Annotated in this window: 17 protein-coding genes; 8 read left to right on the plus strand and 9 right to left on the minus strand. The window is 66.2% G+C overall.

All coding sequences use genetic code 11. The features are described from left to right. Positions 1–43: 43 nt before the first annotated feature. Both HA052_RS17705 and HA052_RS17710 read right to left on the minus strand, forming a co-directional pair. Positions 44–1,237, minus strand: a complete 1,194-nt coding sequence (locus tag HA052_RS17705) for a serine hydrolase domain-containing protein (RefSeq protein WP_166452902.1) — start codon at positions 1,235–1,237, stop codon at positions 44–46. 114 nt (positions 1,238–1,351) lie between these two features. Continuing rightward, the gene (locus HA052_RS17710; RefSeq protein ID WP_166452903.1) at positions 1,352–2,371 is read right to left on the minus strand and encodes a threonine aldolase family protein; all 1,020 of its coding nucleotides are present in this window, start codon (positions 2,369–2,371) and stop codon (positions 1,352–1,354) included. Between the two features lie 249 nt (positions 2,372–2,620). Between HA052_RS17710 and HA052_RS17715 the strand changes: the two genes are divergently transcribed. After that, the gene (locus tag HA052_RS17715) at positions 2,621–3,883 is read left to right on the plus strand and encodes a hypothetical protein (protein WP_166452904.1); all 1,263 of its coding nucleotides are present in this window, start codon (positions 2,621–2,623) and stop codon (positions 3,881–3,883) included. Positions 3,884–3,924: 41 nt separating this feature from the next. On the opposite strand, the gene HA052_RS17720 is transcribed toward HA052_RS17715, so the two are convergent. The 4 genes from HA052_RS17720 to HA052_RS17735 form a co-directional block, all read right to left on the minus strand. Further along, entirely contained in the window at positions 3,925–4,869 is a 945-nt protein-coding gene (locus tag HA052_RS17720) for an ornithine cyclodeaminase family protein (RefSeq protein ID WP_166452905.1), read from the minus strand. Further along, positions 4,866–5,831 carry a threonine/serine dehydratase gene (locus HA052_RS17725; protein ID WP_240937414.1) on the minus strand — a complete coding sequence of 322 codons (966 nt, stop codon included), beginning with the start codon at positions 5,829–5,831 and terminating at the stop codon, positions 4,866–4,868. Before HA052_RS17725 ends, HA052_RS17720 begins: the two co-directional genes overlap by 4 nt. Further along, entirely contained in the window at positions 5,828–6,433 is a 606-nt protein-coding gene (locus HA052_RS17730) for a helix-turn-helix transcriptional regulator (RefSeq protein ID WP_166452906.1), read from the minus strand. The genes HA052_RS17725 and HA052_RS17730 overlap by 4 nt, the downstream gene beginning before the upstream one ends. A 168-nt stretch (positions 6,434–6,601) precedes the next feature. Further along, positions 6,602–8,041 (minus strand): PhoPQ-activated protein PqaA family protein, encoded by a 1,440-nt coding sequence (locus HA052_RS17735; RefSeq protein ID WP_166452907.1) that lies wholly within the window; start codon positions 8,039–8,041, stop codon positions 6,602–6,604. Positions 8,042–8,300: 259 nt separating this feature from the next. Between HA052_RS17735 and HA052_RS17740 the strand changes: the two genes are divergently transcribed. The 3 genes from HA052_RS17740 to HA052_RS17750 all read left to right on the plus strand — a co-directional run bounded on the left by HA052_RS17740 (position 8,301) and on the right by HA052_RS17750 (position 11,201). Beyond that, positions 8,301–9,302, plus strand: coding sequence for a substrate-binding domain-containing protein (locus HA052_RS17740; protein ID WP_166452908.1), 1,002 nt, complete (start codon positions 8,301–8,303; stop codon positions 9,300–9,302). Beyond that, positions 9,299–10,057 (plus strand): transporter substrate-binding domain-containing protein, encoded by a 759-nt coding sequence (locus HA052_RS17745; protein ID WP_166452909.1) that lies wholly within the window; start codon positions 9,299–9,301, stop codon positions 10,055–10,057. Before HA052_RS17740 ends, HA052_RS17745 begins: the two co-directional genes overlap by 4 nt. Positions 10,058–10,355: 298 nt before the next feature. Beyond that, a complete protein-coding gene (locus HA052_RS17750; protein ID WP_166452910.1) occupies positions 10,356–11,201 on the plus strand; it encodes a glycoside hydrolase family 16 protein in 846 nt (281 codons plus the stop codon). A 190-nt stretch (positions 11,202–11,391) separates the two neighbouring features. On the opposite strand, the gene HA052_RS17755 is transcribed toward HA052_RS17750, so the two are convergent. Further along, the gene (locus HA052_RS17755) at positions 11,392–12,021 is read right to left on the minus strand and encodes a LysE family translocator (protein WP_166452911.1); all 630 of its coding nucleotides are present in this window, start codon (positions 12,019–12,021) and stop codon (positions 11,392–11,394) included. A gap of 294 nt (positions 12,022–12,315) precedes the next feature. After that, on the minus strand, positions 12,316–12,762 hold the full coding sequence (locus tag HA052_RS17760) for a GNAT family N-acetyltransferase (protein ID WP_166452912.1): 447 nt from the start codon (positions 12,760–12,762) through the stop codon (positions 12,316–12,318). A gap of 199 nt (positions 12,763–12,961) precedes the next feature. Between HA052_RS17760 and HA052_RS17765 the strand changes: the two genes are divergently transcribed. The 4 genes from HA052_RS17765 to HA052_RS17780 all read left to right on the plus strand — a co-directional run bounded on the left by HA052_RS17765 (position 12,962) and on the right by HA052_RS17780 (position 17,338). Further along, on the plus strand, positions 12,962–13,276 hold the full coding sequence (locus HA052_RS17765) for a DnaJ domain-containing protein (protein ID WP_166452913.1): 315 nt from the start codon (positions 12,962–12,964) through the stop codon (positions 13,274–13,276). 130 nt (positions 13,277–13,406) lie between these two features. Beyond that, on the plus strand, positions 13,407–14,855 hold the full coding sequence (locus tag HA052_RS17770; RefSeq protein WP_166452914.1) for an alkaline phosphatase: 1,449 nt from the start codon (positions 13,407–13,409) through the stop codon (positions 14,853–14,855). A gap of 188 nt (positions 14,856–15,043) precedes the next feature. Beyond that, the gene (locus HA052_RS17775) at positions 15,044–16,405 is read left to right on the plus strand and encodes an alkaline phosphatase (protein WP_240937415.1); all 1,362 of its coding nucleotides are present in this window, start codon (positions 15,044–15,046) and stop codon (positions 16,403–16,405) included. A 267-nt stretch (positions 16,406–16,672) separates the two neighbouring features. Beyond that, positions 16,673–17,338 carry a hypothetical protein gene (locus tag HA052_RS17780; RefSeq protein WP_166452915.1) on the plus strand — a complete coding sequence of 222 codons (666 nt, stop codon included), beginning with the start codon at positions 16,673–16,675 and terminating at the stop codon, positions 17,336–17,338. Between the two features lie 117 nt (positions 17,339–17,455). Here the strand turns inward: HA052_RS17780 and HA052_RS17785 are convergent, their stop codons facing one another. Then, the gene (locus HA052_RS17785; RefSeq protein ID WP_166452916.1) at positions 17,456–17,989 is read right to left on the minus strand and encodes a GNAT family N-acetyltransferase; all 534 of its coding nucleotides are present in this window, start codon (positions 17,987–17,989) and stop codon (positions 17,456–17,458) included. Positions 17,990–18,066 lie beyond the last annotated feature (77 nt).

Here is an 18,066-nt window from a genome sequence, read left to right on the forward strand (position 1 = left end):
GCTTAAATTCAACAATATGTTGAAATTTACATTTTTGGTTGAATTATTGCAAGCGCGGCTCCACGCCGTACACCGCGTCGCGCAAATCGGCGACGAAGCGCCCGGACATGCCTTCGTACAAGGTATTGGTGAAGGCCACCACGCTCAGGCCGCGCGCGCGGTCCACAAACCAGGAGTGGCCGTAAGCGCCGCCCCAGCGCCAGGTGCCGGGCGATTCCGGCGAGGCGGCGGCGGCGGGATCGCGCAGCACCGAGAAGCCCAGGCCGAAACCGAAGCCGGGGATTTCCGGCAGTTCCAGCGTTCCGGTGTGATTGCGCGCCATCTCCTCCACCCACTCCGGCGGCAGCAAGGGCGCGCCGCCCTGGCGCAGCGCCTCCAGCAGGCGCAGGAAATCGTCGGCGCTGCCCACCATGCCCGCGCCGCCGGACGGGTAGGCGCCGGCGTTCAGCGCCCGCTGCGGCGCAAAGCGTATGCCCACCGTGCCTTCGAACGGCGCCACGATCGCCGGCTGCTCCATCCGCCACGGTTCGGCCTCGCCGTTGACGTAGACCGCGGCCAAGCGGCCCGGCTCCAGCGCGTGAAAATCGGTGTCGTCCATGCCCAGCGGCGCAGTGACCCAGCGGCGCACCGCCTGCGGCAGCGGCTGGTCCGCCACCCGCTCCACCAGTGCGCCCAGCACGTCGGTGGCCAGCGAATAGCCCCAGGACTGGCCCGGCGTATACAGCAGCGGCACGCTGGCGATGCGGCTCAGGTTCTCCGTCAAGGTGAGCCCGTCGGCGTCCATGCCGTCGGACACTCCGGCGCGGGCGTAGGGTCCGTCGCCGTCTTCCTCGAAAAAGCGATAGCCCAGGCCGGCGGTATGGCTGAGCAGCTGCCGCGGCGTGATCCGCGCCGGCGCGCCGTCCGCCAGCCGCGGCCGGAATGCCGGCAGCCAGCGGGCGATGTCCTCGTCCAGGTCCAGCCGCCGCCGCGCCGCCAGCGCCATCGCCGCCGTGGAAACAATGGGCTTGCTGACGGAGGCGAGCCGGAACAACGCGTCCTCCCGCATCGGCAAGCCGGCCTCCCGGTCCGCCCAGCCGGCCGCGCGGCGGTAAGCCGGCGCGCCGTCCTTGGCCACCAACACCACCGCCCCCACCAGCCGCCGCTCGCTCAGCGCCTGTTCCAGCACCGCGTCCACCCGCGCGTCCAGGCCCGCTTCCAGACAGCTGGGCCGCACGCCGCATTCCACATTCGACATATCGCTTCCTTTGGCTTCAAAACAGCCACCACGATAAGCGACGGCCGCGCCGGGAAAAAGCGGGCGGCGCTCCGCGCTATCGTGAGAAATTGTCCGGAATGGGAGACCGGCGCTTCAGAGGCTGGCGCGTATGATGTCCGCCGCCCGCTCCACCTGCCCGCGCGTCACCAGGCTGCTGCTGATGAAGCGCACCAGATCCGGCTTCCAGGCCAGCGCCAGCACGCCCCGCTCCGCCAGCCTGGCCACCATGGCCTTGGCGTCCGCCGCTTCGATGAACACCATATTGGTCTCCACCGGGTACTTCAGCCGCGCCGCCGCGCTCAATTTGTCGCCCAGGATGCGGGCCTTTTCATTGTCTTCCTGCGTCACCTGCTGCCAGCGCCGCATCTTGTCCAGCGCGATGCCGGCCATCAGGCCGGATTGGTGCAGGCAGCCGCCGTACCATTTGCGGAAGACCTTGGCCGCCTCTATCTTGCGGGCCGGGCCGGCCAGGATGGAGCCGAAGGGCGCGCCCACGCCCTTGGAGAAGCAGAAATTCAGCATGTCCGCCGGCCCCAAGTAACGCGCCGGCGACAGGTCCAGATGGCTGCAAGCGTTGAGCACCCGCGCGCCGTCCAGGTACAGGCTCAGCCCCATTTCGTCGCACAGCGCGCGCATGCGCAGCATTTCCGCCGCCGGATAGACGATGCCGCCGTAGGTGTTGATGCTGCTTTCTATCGCCACCACCTTGGGCGCCGCGTAGAGATTGGACCAGCGCGCCTTGGCCTGGATGGCGATGCGCGCGTCGGCGGCGGTGAGAATGCCGTCCGCGCTATGGTAGGGGTTCAGCACCAGGCCGCTATTGGCGCTGACGGCGGAGGATTCGAAGAAATTGATGTGGTAGCCCACCTCGGTGACGATCTCGTCGCCGGGCCCGGCCAGGCAGCGCAGCCCCACTTGATTGCTCATGGTGCCTGAGGGCATGAACAAGGCCGCTTCCTTGCCGAACAAGTCCGCGCAGTAGGCTTCCAGCTCGCGCACATAGCGGTCTTCGCCGTAGCAATCGTCGCCGATCTTGGCGAAATCCAGCGTCTCCACGTCGCTCTTGCTGACCCGCGTCAGGGTGTCGCTTCTCAAATCGATGATGTCCGGCATGTCTGGTCCCGTTCCTGAAGAGAGGTTGGAGGAGGCGGCAAGGGAGGCGTCCGGCGAGCGGCGGCGAGGACATGCTTGCGCCTTGGCGTGCCAATGAAATGCGAAGCCGATGCTAGGGGCCGGACATCAATGATTCAACACGACTTTCGATAAGGTTGACGCTGCCCAAGCGGCTAGTTATTCGTACGGAGTGCGATTTTATGCTGGAGAACTAACATGGTAGCCACGCCGTCAATCAGCGAGGCCATCATGAGAAACCTGAAATATCACGGCTTGTGGATAGGCCTGTTGCTGCTGGACGTCGCCACGCTGTACGGGCTGTCGCTGCTGATGACGCCGCCCTTTTCCCGCCCGCAGCGCGCCAGCCATTTCGCGCTGGGCCTGCTAACCACCGCGCTGGCGGCCGCGCCGATGATCCGCTTTCTGGTCATAGGCTGGGGCGCCCGTTACGAGGAATTCCGCAACCGCCTCAACAACGGCGCGCTGATCTATTACCTGCGCCAATTCTGGCAGCCGCGAACCGACAAGCACCCGCAGCTGAACGCCTGGCCTCTGCCGGAAAATGGAGAAGTGGAGGCCGCCGCCGAGCAACTGTTCGAGCAGATCTACCGCGAGCACTACGGCCGCGCCGCCTTTCTCACACCGATGGCGCTGATGCTGATCGCCACCCTGTGCATGAGCATGCTCTACCTGCTCGCCGCCAACGGACAGCTGGTCATGCCCTTCAGCACGCAGATCGTCTGCGCCGCCATCGCCGGCGCCTATCTGTTCGTGGTCAGCGATATGGTGCTGAGCGTGCGCAAGCGCAGCCTCAATGTGGCGGACGTGTACTGGTACGCGCTGCGCATGATGCTGGCCATTCCCATCGGCGCGGCCGTCAGCGCCGCCGGGTCCGCCGAGGCCGCTTCCGCCGCGCAGACCGTGTCCGCCTTCGCCGTCGGCGCCTTTCCGATGGACACCCTGTTCAAGCTCTTGCGCCGGCTGGCGACGCTGAACCTGAACGCCAAGGAACAACCGCAGGAAAACGACCAGTTGATCCAGCTGGAAGGCGTCACCGCCAATATCTCCGCCACGCTGGCGGCCGAGGGCGTCAATTCCATAGAACAATTGGTGTGCCTAGACCCGGTGCTGCTCTCCATCCGCACCGGCTTTCCGTTCAAATTCGTGCTGAGGCTGGGCTCCCAGGCCATCGTCTGGCGGCACTTCGGCCAGCACGCCGCCGCCCTGTCCGCCATGGGGCTGGCGGACGCGCCCGCCATCGTCACCCTCAACGAGATGCTGAAAAAAGAAGCGGGCTCAGCGCTGCGCCAGCAGGCGGACAATGTGATTGCCGACATCGTCGCCCAGCTGCAAGCCAAAGACGGCGTCGCGCTCTCTGCCGACACCGTCAAATTCAACTTCCGCCAGATAGGCAAGGAAAACTACACCCGCTTTCTGATGGCGGCGCAAAAACAGGCCGGCCACGCCCGGCCGCCCTTGCGGCCGGTGCACGGTTTCCCGCACGCGGCCTGAGAACCTGTTCATAGTCTGCCGCGCGTCGGCGATACGGCGTCTCAGGCCTGGGCCTCCAGCACGCATTTGGCGATCTGCGCGTCCTGCACCGCCAGTCCGGTCAGGTCCGCCAGCGTGATCTCGTCCTCGCTTTGCCGGCCCGGCCGCTCTCCGGCCAGCACCTGGCCCAGCTCCGCCAAGCATTCACGGTCCAGCAGGCCGGCGGCCAGCGCGTGCGACGCCTCGCCGTAAGCCGCGCACTGCGCGATGGAATCCACCACCACGCGGTCCGCTCCGGCCACCAGTTCCACAGCTAATTCCTGCTTGCCGGCAGCGTCCGCGCCCACCGTGGTGACATGGGTGCCGGGCTTCAACCAGCCTGCTTGCAGAATGGGGCGAGTGGACGGCGTGCAGGTGACGATCAGCCGGCAGGCGCGCGCCAGCGGCTCCGCGTCCAGCGTGGTCCGCACACGGTAGCCCAGCGGCTCGAACTCGGCGGCGAAAGCCGCCAGCTCGGTCTCGGAACGCCCCCACACCCACGTCTCCCGGCACGGCGTGACCGCCTGCAAGGCGCGCAATTGCAAGCGCGCCTGCAAGCCGGTGCCGACAATGCCTATCGCCTCCACCCGGCGCGGGGCCAAGACCCGCGCCGCCAGCCTGCCGGCCAGCGCGGTGCGCCAGGCGGTGAGCCAGCCCTCGTCCCGCAGCAGCGCCAGCGGCGCGCCGGTATGGGCGCAGAAGCACAGCACCAGGCCCTGATTGCTGGGCAGGCCTCGCTTGGAATTATCGTAAAAACCGGACGACACCTTGACCGCGAACAGGCTCTCGCCCTCCACATAGCCGGATTTCACGCAGCAATCGCCGTTGGCTGCGGCAAAGGCGAAATGCTGCACCGGCGGCAGTTGTGTACGCCCGGCGGAATAGGCGATGAAGCCCTGCCGCAGCAGCGCCTCCGCCCGCTCCAGATCCAGCCGCGCCAGAATCTCGTCCTTGTCCAGCGTCCTCATGCCGCCACCGCGCTCAGGAACTTATCCAGTACGATGTTGCGGCCGCACAGCACCACCGCCACCTTCTTGCCTTCATAGCTCGGCGCCAGTTGCAGCAAACCCGCCAACGCCACCCCGGCCGCGCCCTCCACCATCCAGCGTTCGGTTTGCGCCAGCAGCCGCAGCGCCGCGCGGATGTCCGCCTCGCTCACCAGCGCGCCATGACGGATCAAGTCCCGGCACAGCTCGAAGGTCACCGCGCCCGGCTCCACCCCGCCGGCGGTGCCGTCGGACAGGGTGTCGCCCTCGTCCACCTCGACGATGCGGCCGGCTTGCAGGCTGGCGTGCATGGTGGCCGCCGTCTCCGGCCAGCAACCCACCATTTCCGCGCCCGGCGCCAAACGCCGCATGGCCGCGCCGATGCCGGAAATCAGACCGCCGCCGCCCACGGAGACGAAAACCGCGTCCAGCTCCGGGCATTGCTCCGCCAGCTCCATGCCCACCGTGCCCTGGCCGGCCACCACCTCCAGATCGTTGTAGGGCGACACAAAGGGCAGACCCGCCCGCCGCGCCGCCTCGCCGGCGCTCAGTTCCGCCGCCAGCGCGTCGCCGTCCACCAGCTTCAGCTCCGCGCCCAAAGCGCGGATGGCGTCCAGCTTCACCGCGGCGGCGGACGCCGGCGCGTACACCGTTACCGGCACACCCAACAAGCGGCCGGCCAGCGCCACCGCCTGGCCGTGATTGCCGGTGGACGCGGCGATCACCCCGTCCCGCCGCGCCACCGGGTCCAGCAGCCGCAGCTTATTGCTGGCGCCGCGGAACTTGAACGAGCCGGTGCGCTGCAGATGCTCGCACTTCAGATACACCTCGCAACCGGTCAAGGCGGACAAGGCCAAGCTGTGCTCCAACGGCGTGACCGACACCTGCGGGCGGATGGCCAGGTGGGCGGCGGCGATGTCGTCAAACAGGGAATCCAGTTTCATGCTTGCTCCTTCAGCTCTTTCAAATGCTTGAAAACCGTGGCGCGGCCCATGCCCAACACATTAGCCACGTAGTTGGCGGCGTTCTTGCCGCGAAACGCGCCCTCGTGCAGCAACGCCTCCACCAGCTCGCGCTTATGCTCGCGGTTGAGGATGGACAGGCTGAGCTGGCGCTGTTGCAGCCAGCCGTGGATGAAGCGGTTGATGCGTTCCTGCCAGTCGTCCTCGAACAACAAAGCCGGCTGCGCCACCAGCTTGCTGCCGGACAGGAATAGATCCAGCGCCGCCCGCGCGCCCTCGAACACCGAGATGTCCAGGTTCACGCACATCATTCCGAGCGCGGCCCCGGCGTCGTCGCGCAGCACCACGCTGATGGAGCGCAGTTTGCGGCCGTCCCAGTTCAGCTTTTCGTAAGGGCCGATCACCGTCGCGTCCGGCGTGTTTTCCAGCTCGTCCAGGCCGGAATCGTCGCCCAGCTCGCGCTTGGAGAAATTGTTGGCGATATAAGCCACGGACTGGGTGGCCAGGTCGTGCAACACCACCTCGGCATAGGGATAGAACAAGGTGGCGATGGCGTCGGCGATGGACTGGTAACGGGACAGCATGGCGGCACTCGCATTGGATCGATGAATCCATCGTAGACTTAACAATCCAAAATGTAAACAAAAAAGTCCATATTGGACTAAAAAATACAAATAATCGTAAAAATAAAAGCCGGCTCAGCCGGCTTCGGGATCAGGCGCAGGCGGTCAAATCGCCCGCCCCAAGCGCGATCAGCGCCCCAATTGCAAACGCGGCGCGCCAAACGGCACCGGCTCGCCGTTGGGATAGGCGTGCGGCCACACCAGCGGCGGCGTGCTCCAGGCGAAGTCCTGGCCCTCGAACTCAATGAAATAAGCCTGCCAGCCCGGCTGCGAGGCGTCCGGCTTGAACTCGAAGCGGCAGCTGCCGCGGCGGCACTGGCCCTCTATCCCCTTGGGCTGATAACGAATGCCGGAGTTAAAGCGGAAATCCCGGCTCGCGGGGTTATGCGCCAGCCACAGCGTCGCCTTGCCCGCCTCGCGCTCTGCCACGCTAACGCGCAGCCTGCCGCTGGCCGGGTCCGCGTCCACCTGCGCCCGTGGCATGGGCTTGCCGGCCAGCCAGCGGCGCATGAACTGCCGCAAGGCCTTGCCGATCTGATCGCCCTTCACATAGTGCGACTGATTAGGCAGATAGCGCAGCTGGGTGGGACCGGTAAAGGCCGGCAAATAGCTCCAGGCGGAATCCGGCACCGCGAAATCGTCGCCGGAGGCGGAAATCATGTACTTGCTCAAACGCGCCATGTCGGCGCGGTAATTGACCACGTCCTCGAAGCGCAACAAGGCGTCCAGGCCGGCCCCGCCCTGCAATACGTCCTCGGTGATGCCGTTGCGCTGATAATCGCGCAACGCCGCCGGCCACTGCTGACCGTAGCTGTTGTAAACATGGGTGAAGTTGTCTCGCACATTCCAGAAATCCGCCACCACCGGCACGATGGCGCTCACCCGCTTGTCGTTCAAGCCGGCCAACCAAGTGGCCCAGCCGCGCTTGGACGCGCCGGCCACCACAAAACGCTCGCTGCCCGGCAGGCTGCGCTGCAAGGCGTCCATCGTCGCGCTCACCGCCTGCGTCATCGGCAGATGCAGGGAGCTAAAGCGCTCCGCCTGCGGCTGATCCACCGTCTTGCGCCAGGTATAGGCCACCAGCGCGTCCTCGCGGCCGGTGGGCTGCTCGTCCAGCTGCAGCTCCTGATTGGGCACGAAATACAGCTCGGCCACCGGCACGCCCAGATCGCGCGCCAGCGCCTCCGCCGGCAAGCGGTCCGGCAGCTTGGGCGGCTGCGCGTGATTGCTGCCGCCGTTGACGTACAGCAACACCGGGGTGCCCGGCTTGCGATTCAAAGGCAGGGCCAGCTTGTACTGCTGTTCCCACAGCGGCGCGTTGCTGCTAATGCCGCTGCCGGCCCCCGGCCATTGCTGAGACACCATCCGGTACATGCGCACCTCCACCCCGTCCTCCACCACCGAGCTGAGCAGTTCGGCCGGCTGCTGGCTGGCCTTGGCCTGTTGCAGATAGTCGGCGACCACGGTGGAGGCGGGTTGAACCGGCAAGGACTTGGCCGGCGCGACGGCGGGCCATGACAAGCACAACGCGGCGCAGGCGCGCAGCGCAAGGGGGAGAGAAATGTTCATCGGCGGAATGTATTAATTGTTAGAGAGTAGGTGCTAGATTTTGCAGGGATTAGGGTAAACACTCAAGCGTCACTCCACACGCCCGCGCCAAGCGTCCTTTACGGCCATGTTTCCATAACAGCCGCCGCTGCGGCAGAGCTTGGCCTGCCCCCATCATGACGACGCCCATCGATGACTAGGGTGAGGCCAAACCCCTCAAACGCATGGATCGGCCGCTCCTGCCGCCCTCCCCGCTGTGCTCTATAAAGAAGCCATATCCTTGAGCCTGGCCGCGCGGCCGGGCCTGGCCGGCGGCTTGCCGGCGCATTCATTCGACAGGCGGGGGAGCTCCATGCGGCGGCGCGCGTTTTTACTGGCATCTCTGGGCCTGCTGGCCTGGCCCCGGCTGGCGGCGGCCGCGACGAAACCCGCGGTGACCCTGGTGCTCAAATCGCTGAAAAACCCCTTCTTCAGCGTGATGACGGCCGGCGCGCGCAGGCACCACTCCCAGCACAGCGGCGACTATCAGCTGACGATAGACGGGGTGCAGGGGGAGACCGACCTGGCCGGGCAAATCAAAATCGTTGAAGCCTGCATTGCCCTCCGCGAGCAGATCCTGCTAATCACGCCGGCGGACTCCCGCGCCATCATCCCGGCGCTGATCAAGGCGGTGCGAAGCGGCCTGCTGGTGATCAACCTGGACAACAAACTGGACGACCGGGCGCTGGCCAGCCACGGCGTCAACATTCCCTTTGTCGGCCCCAGTAATTTCAGCGGCGCGCGCGCGGTGGGGGACTATGTGCTGCGCGCCTTGAAGCCGCGCAGCAAGGTGGCCATCATCGAGGGCCTGCCCGGCTCCATCAACGCCAAGGCGCGTAGCGACGGCTACCGCGAAGCGATAGCCAGCGCCAATATGACGCTGACCGCCCTCGCCTGGGGCGACTGGGAACGGGAGCCCGGACGAGCGGCGGCGCTGAAGCTGATGAAACAGACGCCGGACCTGGCCGCGCTCTTGTGCGGCAACGACAATATGGCGATTGGCGCGGCGCAGGCGGTGACGGAATTGAAGCGGGACGGCAAGGTCTTGATAGGCGGCTACGACAACATCCCGGAGATGGCCGCGCTGCTGGCGTCCAAGCGCATTTACGCCACCGCGGACCAGCACCCGGCCTTGCAGGCGGAGTACGCCATCCGCCTGGGGCTGGAATCCTTCAACAAGCGGCTGACGCAAAGCGAGATGCAGAGCATTGTGCGCACGCCGGTGGATCTGGTGAAGTCTTGAGCCCGCCGCCCGCGTTCAGACGGCTGGCGGCGGCGCTGGCCGGCGCCGCCTGCCTGACCCAGGCCCAGCCGCTGCTGACCGTGGTGGCGGACGCGCATCCGCCCTATCTGACGCCGGCCCGAGACGGCCTCGGCGGCCCCTACGCCGACGCCTTCCGCTACCTGACGACCAAGGCCGGACTGGAGGTGGCGCTAAAAAGCGTACCGGCCAAGCGCGCGTATTTCCTGGCCGCGGCGGAGAAGAACACTTGCGCGCTGGATGTGAACTTCGACCAGGGCAAGGCGGAAACCGTCAGCTATGTGGCCGCCATCTCGCCGGTGGTCTTGCAGGCCTACGTGGCCCGCGGCAACGCGGCGCCGTTCAAGAATCTGCGCGATATGCAGGGCATGACCCTGGGCACAGTGGACATCGCGGAAGCGCGCGATCTGCTCAGTTCCGCCCAACTGAGCTACATCCCCATCGCCAAGCCGGCGCTGGGTTTCAAAATGCTGGCGGCCAAGCGGCTGGAGGTCTTCGTCAGTGACACCCCGCCCGCGGCGGAAGACGGCCCGCCGCCGCGCAAGGCCTTGGCGCTGACGCCGGCCGAACGCTGGTTGATTTGCCATCCGGACACGCCGCCGGCCATCCTGGCCAAGCTCAGGCAAGCCTTGCGCGCCGGCCTGTTCGCCAAGGAAACCGCCTTCATCTGGGACAAATACCGGCTGCACGACTTGTTCCTGGAAACCCAGGCCTCCTGGGAGCGGAGCCGGCCGTAGCAAGCCGCGCCCACGCGGAAAACGCCCTCCAACGCATCGCCGGGCCGCCTGTCCCAAAGCGCAGGCACGCCCCATGACCAATGCATTAATCTTCAACGATAAATCGCGCCCAGCCCTGTTGGCGCAATAACTTACAGCCGCCCGCTTTTAAAACTTCAAGCCGGGCCGATAAAGGCCCCTACTCTCCGACAGCGCGTCTGTTTCCGCGGCGCTTGGTAAAACTGCCAAGCGCGGCCGCGCTGCGCCGCTCTCGCTTCCGGCTATGCTGGACGCTCGACAAACTTGCGCGAGATGAGCGATGAAAAGCAAGATGGCGGCAGCCGCCGCGATCACGGCGCTGCTGAGCGGCGGCGCCGCGGCGGCCAATTGGCAGTTGGCATGGCAGGACGAGTTCAACGGCGCGGCGCTGGACAGCGCCAAGTGGCGGCTGGAATCCGGCCCCGGCCCCTGGGGCCTGCACGAACTGCAGTATTACACCACCGGGGACAATGTCACGGTGCGCGACGGCGCCTTGCATATTGCCGCGCGGCGGCAGGCTTACGGCGGCCGCGACTATACCTCGGCGCGCCTGCGCAGCCAGGCCGCCTGGCGCTACGGCCGGATTGAGGCGCGCATCAAGCTGCCTTACGGCCAGGGCATGTTTCCGGCGTTCTGGATGCTGAACCAGCGCTGGGATCAGCCCGCGCATTACGGCGAGATCGACATCCTGGAAATGGTGGGCAGCGAGGCCGGCGCGGAAAACGCCACCGTCTGGGGCAGCGCGCACCGGCCCAAGCCCGGCGCGCCGGCCGGGACGGTGCAAACGGCGTCGGCCTCCTATGTCACGCCGGATCTGGGCTGGTTCAACGACCGTTTCCACGATTTCGCCGTGGAGTGGTCGCCGGCGGCGATCCGCTACTTCGTCGACGGCCGGCTCTATCAGACGGTGACGATGAAAACCGACGGCGGCGACGGCTGGAGCGCCTTGCAAGAACCGGCCTTCATCGTGCTGAATCTGGCGGTGGGCGGGGATTGGGCCGGCGCGCCGGACGCGTCCACGCGCTGGCCGCAGGAGATGGTGGTGGACTATGTGCGGGTGTACCGGGACGCGGCGACAAGCCCAACGCGCCGCGCGCCGGCATCGGCGGCATCGCCGCTGCGCTGAGCCGTCATCCCCCTGTCACAGGCGGCGGGTAGATTGGCCGCAGGGTTCAGGAACCAGTCCTCCCCTCCTTTGTATCTATCGATGTCCTCTTGCCGCCCCCAGGGGCGGCTTTTTGTCGCCTCCGGCGACACGCCTGAATAAAAAAACCCGCCGATTCCGGCGGGCTTGTTCTCGCGCAACGGCGACGCGCTCAGCTCATATCGCTACGGCGGTAGAGGCTGAGGCCGATGGCCAACACCGCCAACATGCCGGCGCAGCTGCGGTTGATCCAGCCCATCACGCGGGCGGAGAAGGTGCGCATCGCGTGACGACCGCCGTAGGCGTAGATGAACATCATCACGCAATCCACGCTGGCGGTGACCACGGCCAGAATCAGGTATTGCGGCACCGCCGGCTGGTCCTGGCGGATGAACTGCGGCAGGAAGGCCGTGAAAAACAGCAGGCCCTTGGGATTGGACAAGCCCACCACCAGCGAACGCAAAAACGTGCCGCGCCCGCTAGCCTCGCCGCCCTGCTCGCTGGCCGCCAGCGCCTGGGTGGGCGCGCGCCACATCATCCAGGCCAGGTAGACCAGATAGGCGGCGCCGCCCCATTTGACGATGGAAAACAATTGTTCCGACGCTTGCAACAACGCGCCCAGGCCGCAGCCCACGGCCGCGATCAGCAGCAGATCGGACAGCACCGCGCCGGCAAAGCCGTAGCTGGCGATGCGCATGCCGTGACTGGCGCCGTTGTTGAGCGCCAGCAACATGGACGGACCGGGGGTGATCATCACGGCGCTGACGGCGACGATGTACAGCAATAAGGTGGCGAAACTCATTCAAAACTCCAGGACGGCTATCATCTATGACTTGGCGCGGCCACCCGAAAACAGTCGACGACGAAGGCGCGCGCGAAACGCGGCGTCTTGGCATGAAACAGGGAACGGGGTGTTGCGGACAGGGGCGGCAAACAACGCAGAGCCGGCATCATAATATAAAAGCCGGCGCGGCTGTAGTGGCATATTGGCTTATGCTTATGCGCTTAAAGAAGAAGCGCTCCCTCTTTACCTGCCAGTCACGCGTATCCGGCACGCCCCCGGCTCTTCAGTCTCGTCGCCGGAGGCGCGCCTCGCTCAGCCCTCGCGCCGCTTCTCGTACAACAGGTCCCCGCCCTCGGCCGGGCCGGCCTGCCGCCAGCCCTGGCGCCGATAAAAACCGTTGGCGCGGATGGCCGCGTCGCCGTCGGTGGTCAGCCGGATCACCGGATGGCGTTGAAACAGCGCGGCCTCGGCCTGGCTCAGCAGTTGCCGGCCCAGGCCCAAGCCCTCGAACTCCGGCTTGATGAACAAGGCGAACACTTCGCCGGCGTCCAGGTCCGCCATGGCGAAGCCGGCCGGCTGGCCGTCCTGTTCCGCGATCCAGGCGCAGGGCGCGTCGGCGATGGTTTCGGCTATCGTCTCCGGCGTGATGCCCAGACCGGCCAGTTGCTCAATGGAAAGGTGGTTTTGCCGGACGCTGGTGCGGATGTCGAACAGCGCGGCGATGTCGGCGCGAACGGCCGGACGGATGGTGGAACGCATGCTTTTCCTTGCGAGCCGCGGCCCCCCGGATCGGCAGGCGGCTCTAAATTAAAGAACATAACCGGGCTGGGTGGGACCGCCCGCCGGCGGCATAGTTCACCCACCGTGGCCCCGCGCCGGGAACCCGCGGCCGGCCCGCCGCTCCATATTGCTATGCCGTCCGCAAGCGCGGGCGGCCCCCTACCAAGGAGCCGTGTTGATGCGATTGATTGCGCTGCTGTTGTTTGCCCTGTTGGCCTACTGGCTGATCCGCCGGGCGTTGAGTGCTTCTCGGCCGGAGGCGCCGCCGACCAACCCCGTCTCCGATACCGAACGCGCCTGCCAGGTGCTGCAAATCGCCTGGCCCTGCTCCACGGAGGAGCTGAAAGCCGCTTACCGGGCGCGGATGGCGGAATACCATCCGGACAAGGTCAGCGCTCTGGGCCTGGAGCTGCGCGAACTGGCGGAACGCAAAAGCAAGGAAATCAACGCCGCCTATCAACGGCTGCTGCCCTTGTGCGCCAAGCGACGCTGAGCGCGGCTCTCCAACGCTCAAGCCGTCCTTCCGGTTGACCCCGCAACAAAATCTTCATCAAAACCTCTCCTGGCCGAAACATGCGCCCACTATGCTGGGCCGGTTTTTTTCATGCCCGGAACATATCATCATGCGCACCCTCAGCCTGACCCTGGCCGTGACGGCCGCCATCGGCCTGGCCGCCTGCGGCAGCAACGGCGGCCCCGCCAGCGGCTCCGCCAACAACAACCAGGGCCTACGTCCCGTCGCCAAGAACGTGATCTTCTTCCTGGGCGATGGCATGGGCATCAACACCACCACCGCCGCCCGCATCTACTCCGTGGGCGAAGACGGCGAACTGACCATGGACACGCTGCCGGAAAGCGGCTTCGTCAAAACCTTCTCCAACGACGCCCAGGTCACCGACAGCGCGCCGTCCATGTCCGCCTACATGACCGGCGTGAAGATGAACAACGAAGTCATCTCCATGTCCACCAACACCCAGGCCAAATCCCCCACCGCGGACTTCACCTCCAACTGCGGCAGCGGCAACGGCCAGCCGGTCAGCACCCTGCTGGAGCTGGCCAAGGCCGGCGGCAAGGCCACCGGCGTGGTCACCACCACCCGCGTCACCCACGCCACCCCGGCCGCCACTTACGCCCACGTCTGCCACCGCGACGCCGAATCCGACATCGCCGCCCAATTGGTGCCGGGCGGCGCGCTCTTCAACGCCAAGCTGCAAGACGGCGTGGACGTGGTCTTCGGCGGCGGCCGCCAGTTCTTCCTGCCCAAGGCCGCCGGCGGCAAGCGCGCCGACGGCCGCGACCTGGTGGCGGAGCTGAAAGCCAAGGGCTACGGCTACGCCGCGGACAAAACCGGCTTCAACGCGCTGGACCCGGCCAAGACCACCCGCGCCGTGGGCCTGTTCACCAGCAGCCATATGAGCTACGACCTGGACCGCGACGCCGCCAAGGAACCCAGCCTGGCCGAGATGACCGCCAAGGCCATCTCCATGCTGGCGGACCGCAAGGACAAGCAGGGCTTCTTCCTGATGGTGGAAGGCGGCCGCATCGACCACGCGCTGCATGAAACCACCGCCAAGAAAGCGCTGCAGGACACCGTGGCCTTCGACCAGGCGATCAAGACCGCCATCGACGCGATGAAACAGCGCGATCCGGACCTGAAAAACACCCTGATCGTGGTCACCGCGGACCACGACCACACCCTGGTGCTCAACGGCTACGCCCAGCGCACCGGCAAGACCACGCCCAGCAACCCCGGCGTGCTGGGCCTGGTGAAAAACTACAGCAACGGCAGCGTGGCCACCGACGCCGACGGCATGCCCTACTCCATCATCGGCTTCGGCAACGGTGAGAACCGCGTCAACGGCAACCGCAACGCCGCCACCGCGCTGACCGACGCCGCGGTCTCCGCCAACGATTACCACCAGGAAGCCGCGGTGCGCATGCCGGCCGGCGGCGAAACCCACGGCGGCACCGATGTCTTCATCGGCGCCATCGGCCAGGGTTCGGACGTCTTCCAGGGCTTCCTGGAGAACATCGACGTGTTTGGCCTGGTGAAGAAAGCGGCCGCGCTCTGAGAACCTGTTTACGATCTCGCGAGCAAGGGCGAGACAAGGCGAAAATGGCTGAAAAGGCGGAGTGTACACACGGTACACGAGCATTTTGAAGACATTTTCAACGCCGTATCGCTGACGCGTAGCAGACCGTAAATAGGTTCTGAGCCGCCGCCCCCAAACGCTACACAAACCCATACAAGAGAACCGCAATGAAACCGATGATGAAACCGCTGCTCAGCGCCGCCGCGCTGGCCGCCGCCCTGCACGCGCTCCCGGCCCAGGCCGCGGGCGAAGCCAAGAACGTGATCTTCTTCCTGGGCGACGGCATGGGCCCCACCACCGTCACCGCCGCCCGCATCTACAAATACGGCGAAGCCGGCAAGCTGAACATGGAGCAGCTGTCCCGCACCGCCCGCGTCAAAACCTTCTCCAACGACGCGCAAACCACCGACAGCGCGCCGTCCATGTCCGCCTATATGACCGGCGTGAAGATGAACAACGAAGTCATCTCCATGTCCGCCGACACCCGCGCCATCGACCCCAACAGCAACGGCACCGGCAACTGCGGCAGCGGCAACGGCCAGCCGGCGACCACCCTGCTGGAACTGGCCAAGGCCAAGGGCAAGGCCATCGGCGCGGTGACCACCACCCGCGTCACCCACGCCACCCCGGCCGCCACTTACTCTCACGTCTGCCACCGCGACGCCGAATCCGACATCGCCGCCCAGGCGGCGCCGGGCGGCGTCGGCTACAACGCCAAGCTGGGCGCCGGCCTGGACGTACTGATGGGCGGCGGCAGCAAATTCTTCCTGCCCACCGCCTCCGGCGGCAAGCGCCCGGACGGCCGCAACCTGCTGACCGAGATGCAAGCCAAGGGCTACACCCTGGTGAGCAGCGGCAGCGAGCTGGCCGCCTTCAACCCGCAGTCCGGCGGCAAGCTGCTGGGCATCTTCAACAAAGACCACATGGACTACGAGCTGGACCGGGTGAAGAACAATCTGAACCAGCCCAGCCTGGCCGACATGACCGCCAAGGCCATCGACACCCTGGCCCGCAACGGCAACGGCTATGTGCTGATGGTGGAAGGCGGCCGCATCGACCACGCGCTGCACGGCACCAACGCCAAACGCGCGCTGGAAGACACCATCGCCTTCGACAACGCCATCAAGACCGCGCTGGCCAAGGTGGACCTGAACAACACCCTGATCGTGGTCACCGCGGACCATGACCACACCATGACCATCAACGGCTACGCCAAGCGCGGCAACCCCATCCACGACATCGTGCGCGGCTACGCCGACGGCAAGGAATCCAAGGACGCGGACGGCGCCACCTACACCGCGCTGGTCTTCGGCAACGGCCCCAACCGCAAGGCCAGCCGCGTGTCGGTGGACTCCGCCACCGCGATGGGCGACGACTACCAGCAGGAAACCGGCATCCGCCTGTCCAGCGAAACCCACGGCGGCGGCGACGTGATGCTGATGTCCGGCGGCGCCGGCTCCAAGGGCTTCAAGGGCGTGATGGACAACACCAAGGTGTTCGGCCTGGTGAAAAGCGCGCTGGGCCTGTAAGAACCTGTTTACGATCTGCTGCGCGTCGTGAAGCGTTGCACGGTGAGTACCAGCTCAAAATGCTCATGTACCACGTGTACATTCCGCTTTTTCACTCGTTTTCGCCTTGTCTCGCTCTAGCTCGCGAAATCGTAAACAGGCTCTAAGCCCCCGCCCCCGCGACGAGCTCCGCGCCGGCGCCGCTCCAAGCCCGGCGCGGCCGTCCCGGAGGCACCCATTCGGCTTGCCCACGGGCAAGCCTACTTTTACGCACGAAGAAAGACCGCGATGAAAATCCTGCTGCCGCTGGCCCTGCTGACCCTGTCCCCGGCGCTGCGCGCCGCCGCGCCGGACCTGGTGGCCACCATCAGCTACGAAACCGTCACCATCGGCAACGACGGCGTGGAGAAAACCATACGCTATCGGGAAAAGCTGACCCGCCAGGGCAAACACGTTTGGCGCGAACGGCTGAACGCGAGCGCCGGTGGCCATGACCACGATCATGGCTCGGAAGACGGCCACGATCATATCGACTACGCCGCCGCCAGCCGCCACGTGTGGTTGGACGCCAAAGGCCAGCCGCGGCTGGAATTCGCCGTGCCGCAACAGCGGCTGCTGATACAGGTGGGCCAGCGCGAATGGAGCGACGTGGGTTTCGACGGCTCCTGGACCCTGGCCAGCCAGCTGGTGGACATTGAAAAACTGAAAGGCTTTACCGTCGGCCCCGGCGCGGACGGCAGCCGCTGGTATCGCAAAACAGCCAAGGGCCACAGCAAGCAATTGCAGTGGAGCGCGCGCTGGGCGCTGCCGCTGCGGGTGGAGTCCCGCTCGCAGGACGGCCGCCATCGCGAAAGCATGCGCGTGGACATCCGCCCGCTGGCCGCCGGCCAGCCGCTGCCTTGGGCGCAAACCGGGCGGCTGCGCGGCAAGGACTATATGGACACGCTGGACTGAGCCATTGCCCGCGCCGTCCTTCCGGGCCAGGCATCCTGGCCTTGGAGTCCGTTCGTGGGCCGCTGCGCGCGGCGCAGCGCGCCATGCGAGCAAGCCGCTTTCCCAAGCGGCCTCGCCCTAGGCAGAAGCGTGAACGCGCCCCAACAACTGGCAGGGCCAGCCGTCCACGTCGAATGCGGCGATGCGCTCATAACCGCAGGACTCGTAAAAACGCGCCAAGGCCCCCGAGCCCCCGCCATAGCAATCCACGCGCAAGCGCTTGACGCCGGCCAGCCTCGCCTGTTCGTCCGCGAAAGCCATCAAACGCCGGCCGACGCCCCGCGCGCCGGAGCGGCGGGAAGCGACCAGCAAGCGCACGTAGATTTCGGGCTCCGTCGCGGCCGGCGCATAGGGCATGGCCTCTCCCAGCACCAAGGCGGCCAATACGGCGCCGCCTTCATCCTCCGCCACCCACGCTCCCGGCAGCGAGCACGCCTCGACCACCCGCTCCACTTGTCGCGGCTGGCCTGACCACGGCTTGCTTCCCCATTGCTCCGAGTTGCCCATGGCGACGAACCAGGCAATGATTTCATCGAAAATTTTCAATACCGCGGGCGCGTCGGCCGCGCTCGCGCGGCGGATGACCAGCCCGTTCCACTCCACATTCGCCATATGGCCGTCCTTCACTGAATGCTCGTCAAGCGGGAGGCGGCTTCTCCGACTCAAGTCCCGTTTTTAAACGCCTGCTC

It is taken from the genome of Chromobacterium fluminis, from assembly GCF_011602385.1.
Classification (GTDB): Bacteria; Pseudomonadota; Gammaproteobacteria; order Burkholderiales; family Chromobacteriaceae; genus Chromobacterium; species Chromobacterium fluminis.

Excerpts from the sequence above, each read along its gene's own strand:
- HA052_RS17770 (WP_166452914.1), top strand. The coding sequence starts at position 13,407 with ATGCGCACCCTCAGCCTGACCCTGGCCGTGACGGCCGCCATCGGCCTG.
- HA052_RS17750 (WP_166452910.1), top strand. The coding sequence starts at position 10,356 with ATGAAAAGCAAGATGGCGGCAGCCGCCGCGATCACGGCGCTGCTGAGC.
- HA052_RS17725 (WP_240937414.1), bottom strand. The coding sequence starts at position 5,831 with ATGAAACTGGATTCCCTGTTTGACGACATCGCCGCCGCCCACCTGGCC.
- HA052_RS17775 (WP_240937415.1), top strand. The coding sequence starts at position 15,044 with ATGAAACCGATGATGAAACCGCTGCTCAGCGCCGCCGCGCTGGCCGCC.
- HA052_RS17720 (WP_166452905.1), bottom strand. The coding sequence starts at position 4,869 with ATGAGGACGCTGGACAAGGACGAGATTCTGGCGCGGCTGGATCTGGAG.
- HA052_RS17765 (WP_166452913.1), top strand. The coding sequence starts at position 12,962 with ATGCGATTGATTGCGCTGCTGTTGTTTGCCCTGTTGGCCTACTGGCTG.
- HA052_RS17735 (WP_166452907.1), bottom strand. The coding sequence starts at position 8,041 with ATGAACATTTCTCTCCCCCTTGCGCTGCGCGCCTGCGCCGCGTTGTGC.
- HA052_RS17710 (WP_166452903.1), bottom strand. The coding sequence starts at position 2,371 with ATGCCGGACATCATCGATTTGAGAAGCGACACCCTGACGCGGGTCAGC.
- HA052_RS17705 (WP_166452902.1), bottom strand. The coding sequence starts at position 1,237 with ATGTCGAATGTGGAATGCGGCGTGCGGCCCAGCTGTCTGGAAGCGGGC.
- HA052_RS17730 (WP_166452906.1), bottom strand. The coding sequence starts at position 6,433 with ATGCTGTCCCGTTACCAGTCCATCGCCGACGCCATCGCCACCTTGTTC.
- HA052_RS17755 (WP_166452911.1), bottom strand. The coding sequence starts at position 12,021 with ATGAGTTTCGCCACCTTATTGCTGTACATCGTCGCCGTCAGCGCCGTG.
- HA052_RS17785 (WP_166452916.1), bottom strand. The coding sequence starts at position 17,989 with ATGGCGAATGTGGAGTGGAACGGGCTGGTCATCCGCCGCGCGAGCGCG.
- HA052_RS17760 (WP_166452912.1), bottom strand. The coding sequence starts at position 12,762 with ATGCGTTCCACCATCCGTCCGGCCGTTCGCGCCGACATCGCCGCGCTG.
- HA052_RS17780 (WP_166452915.1), top strand. The coding sequence starts at position 16,673 with ATGAAAATCCTGCTGCCGCTGGCCCTGCTGACCCTGTCCCCGGCGCTG.
- HA052_RS17715 (WP_166452904.1), top strand. The coding sequence starts at position 2,621 with ATGAGAAACCTGAAATATCACGGCTTGTGGATAGGCCTGTTGCTGCTG.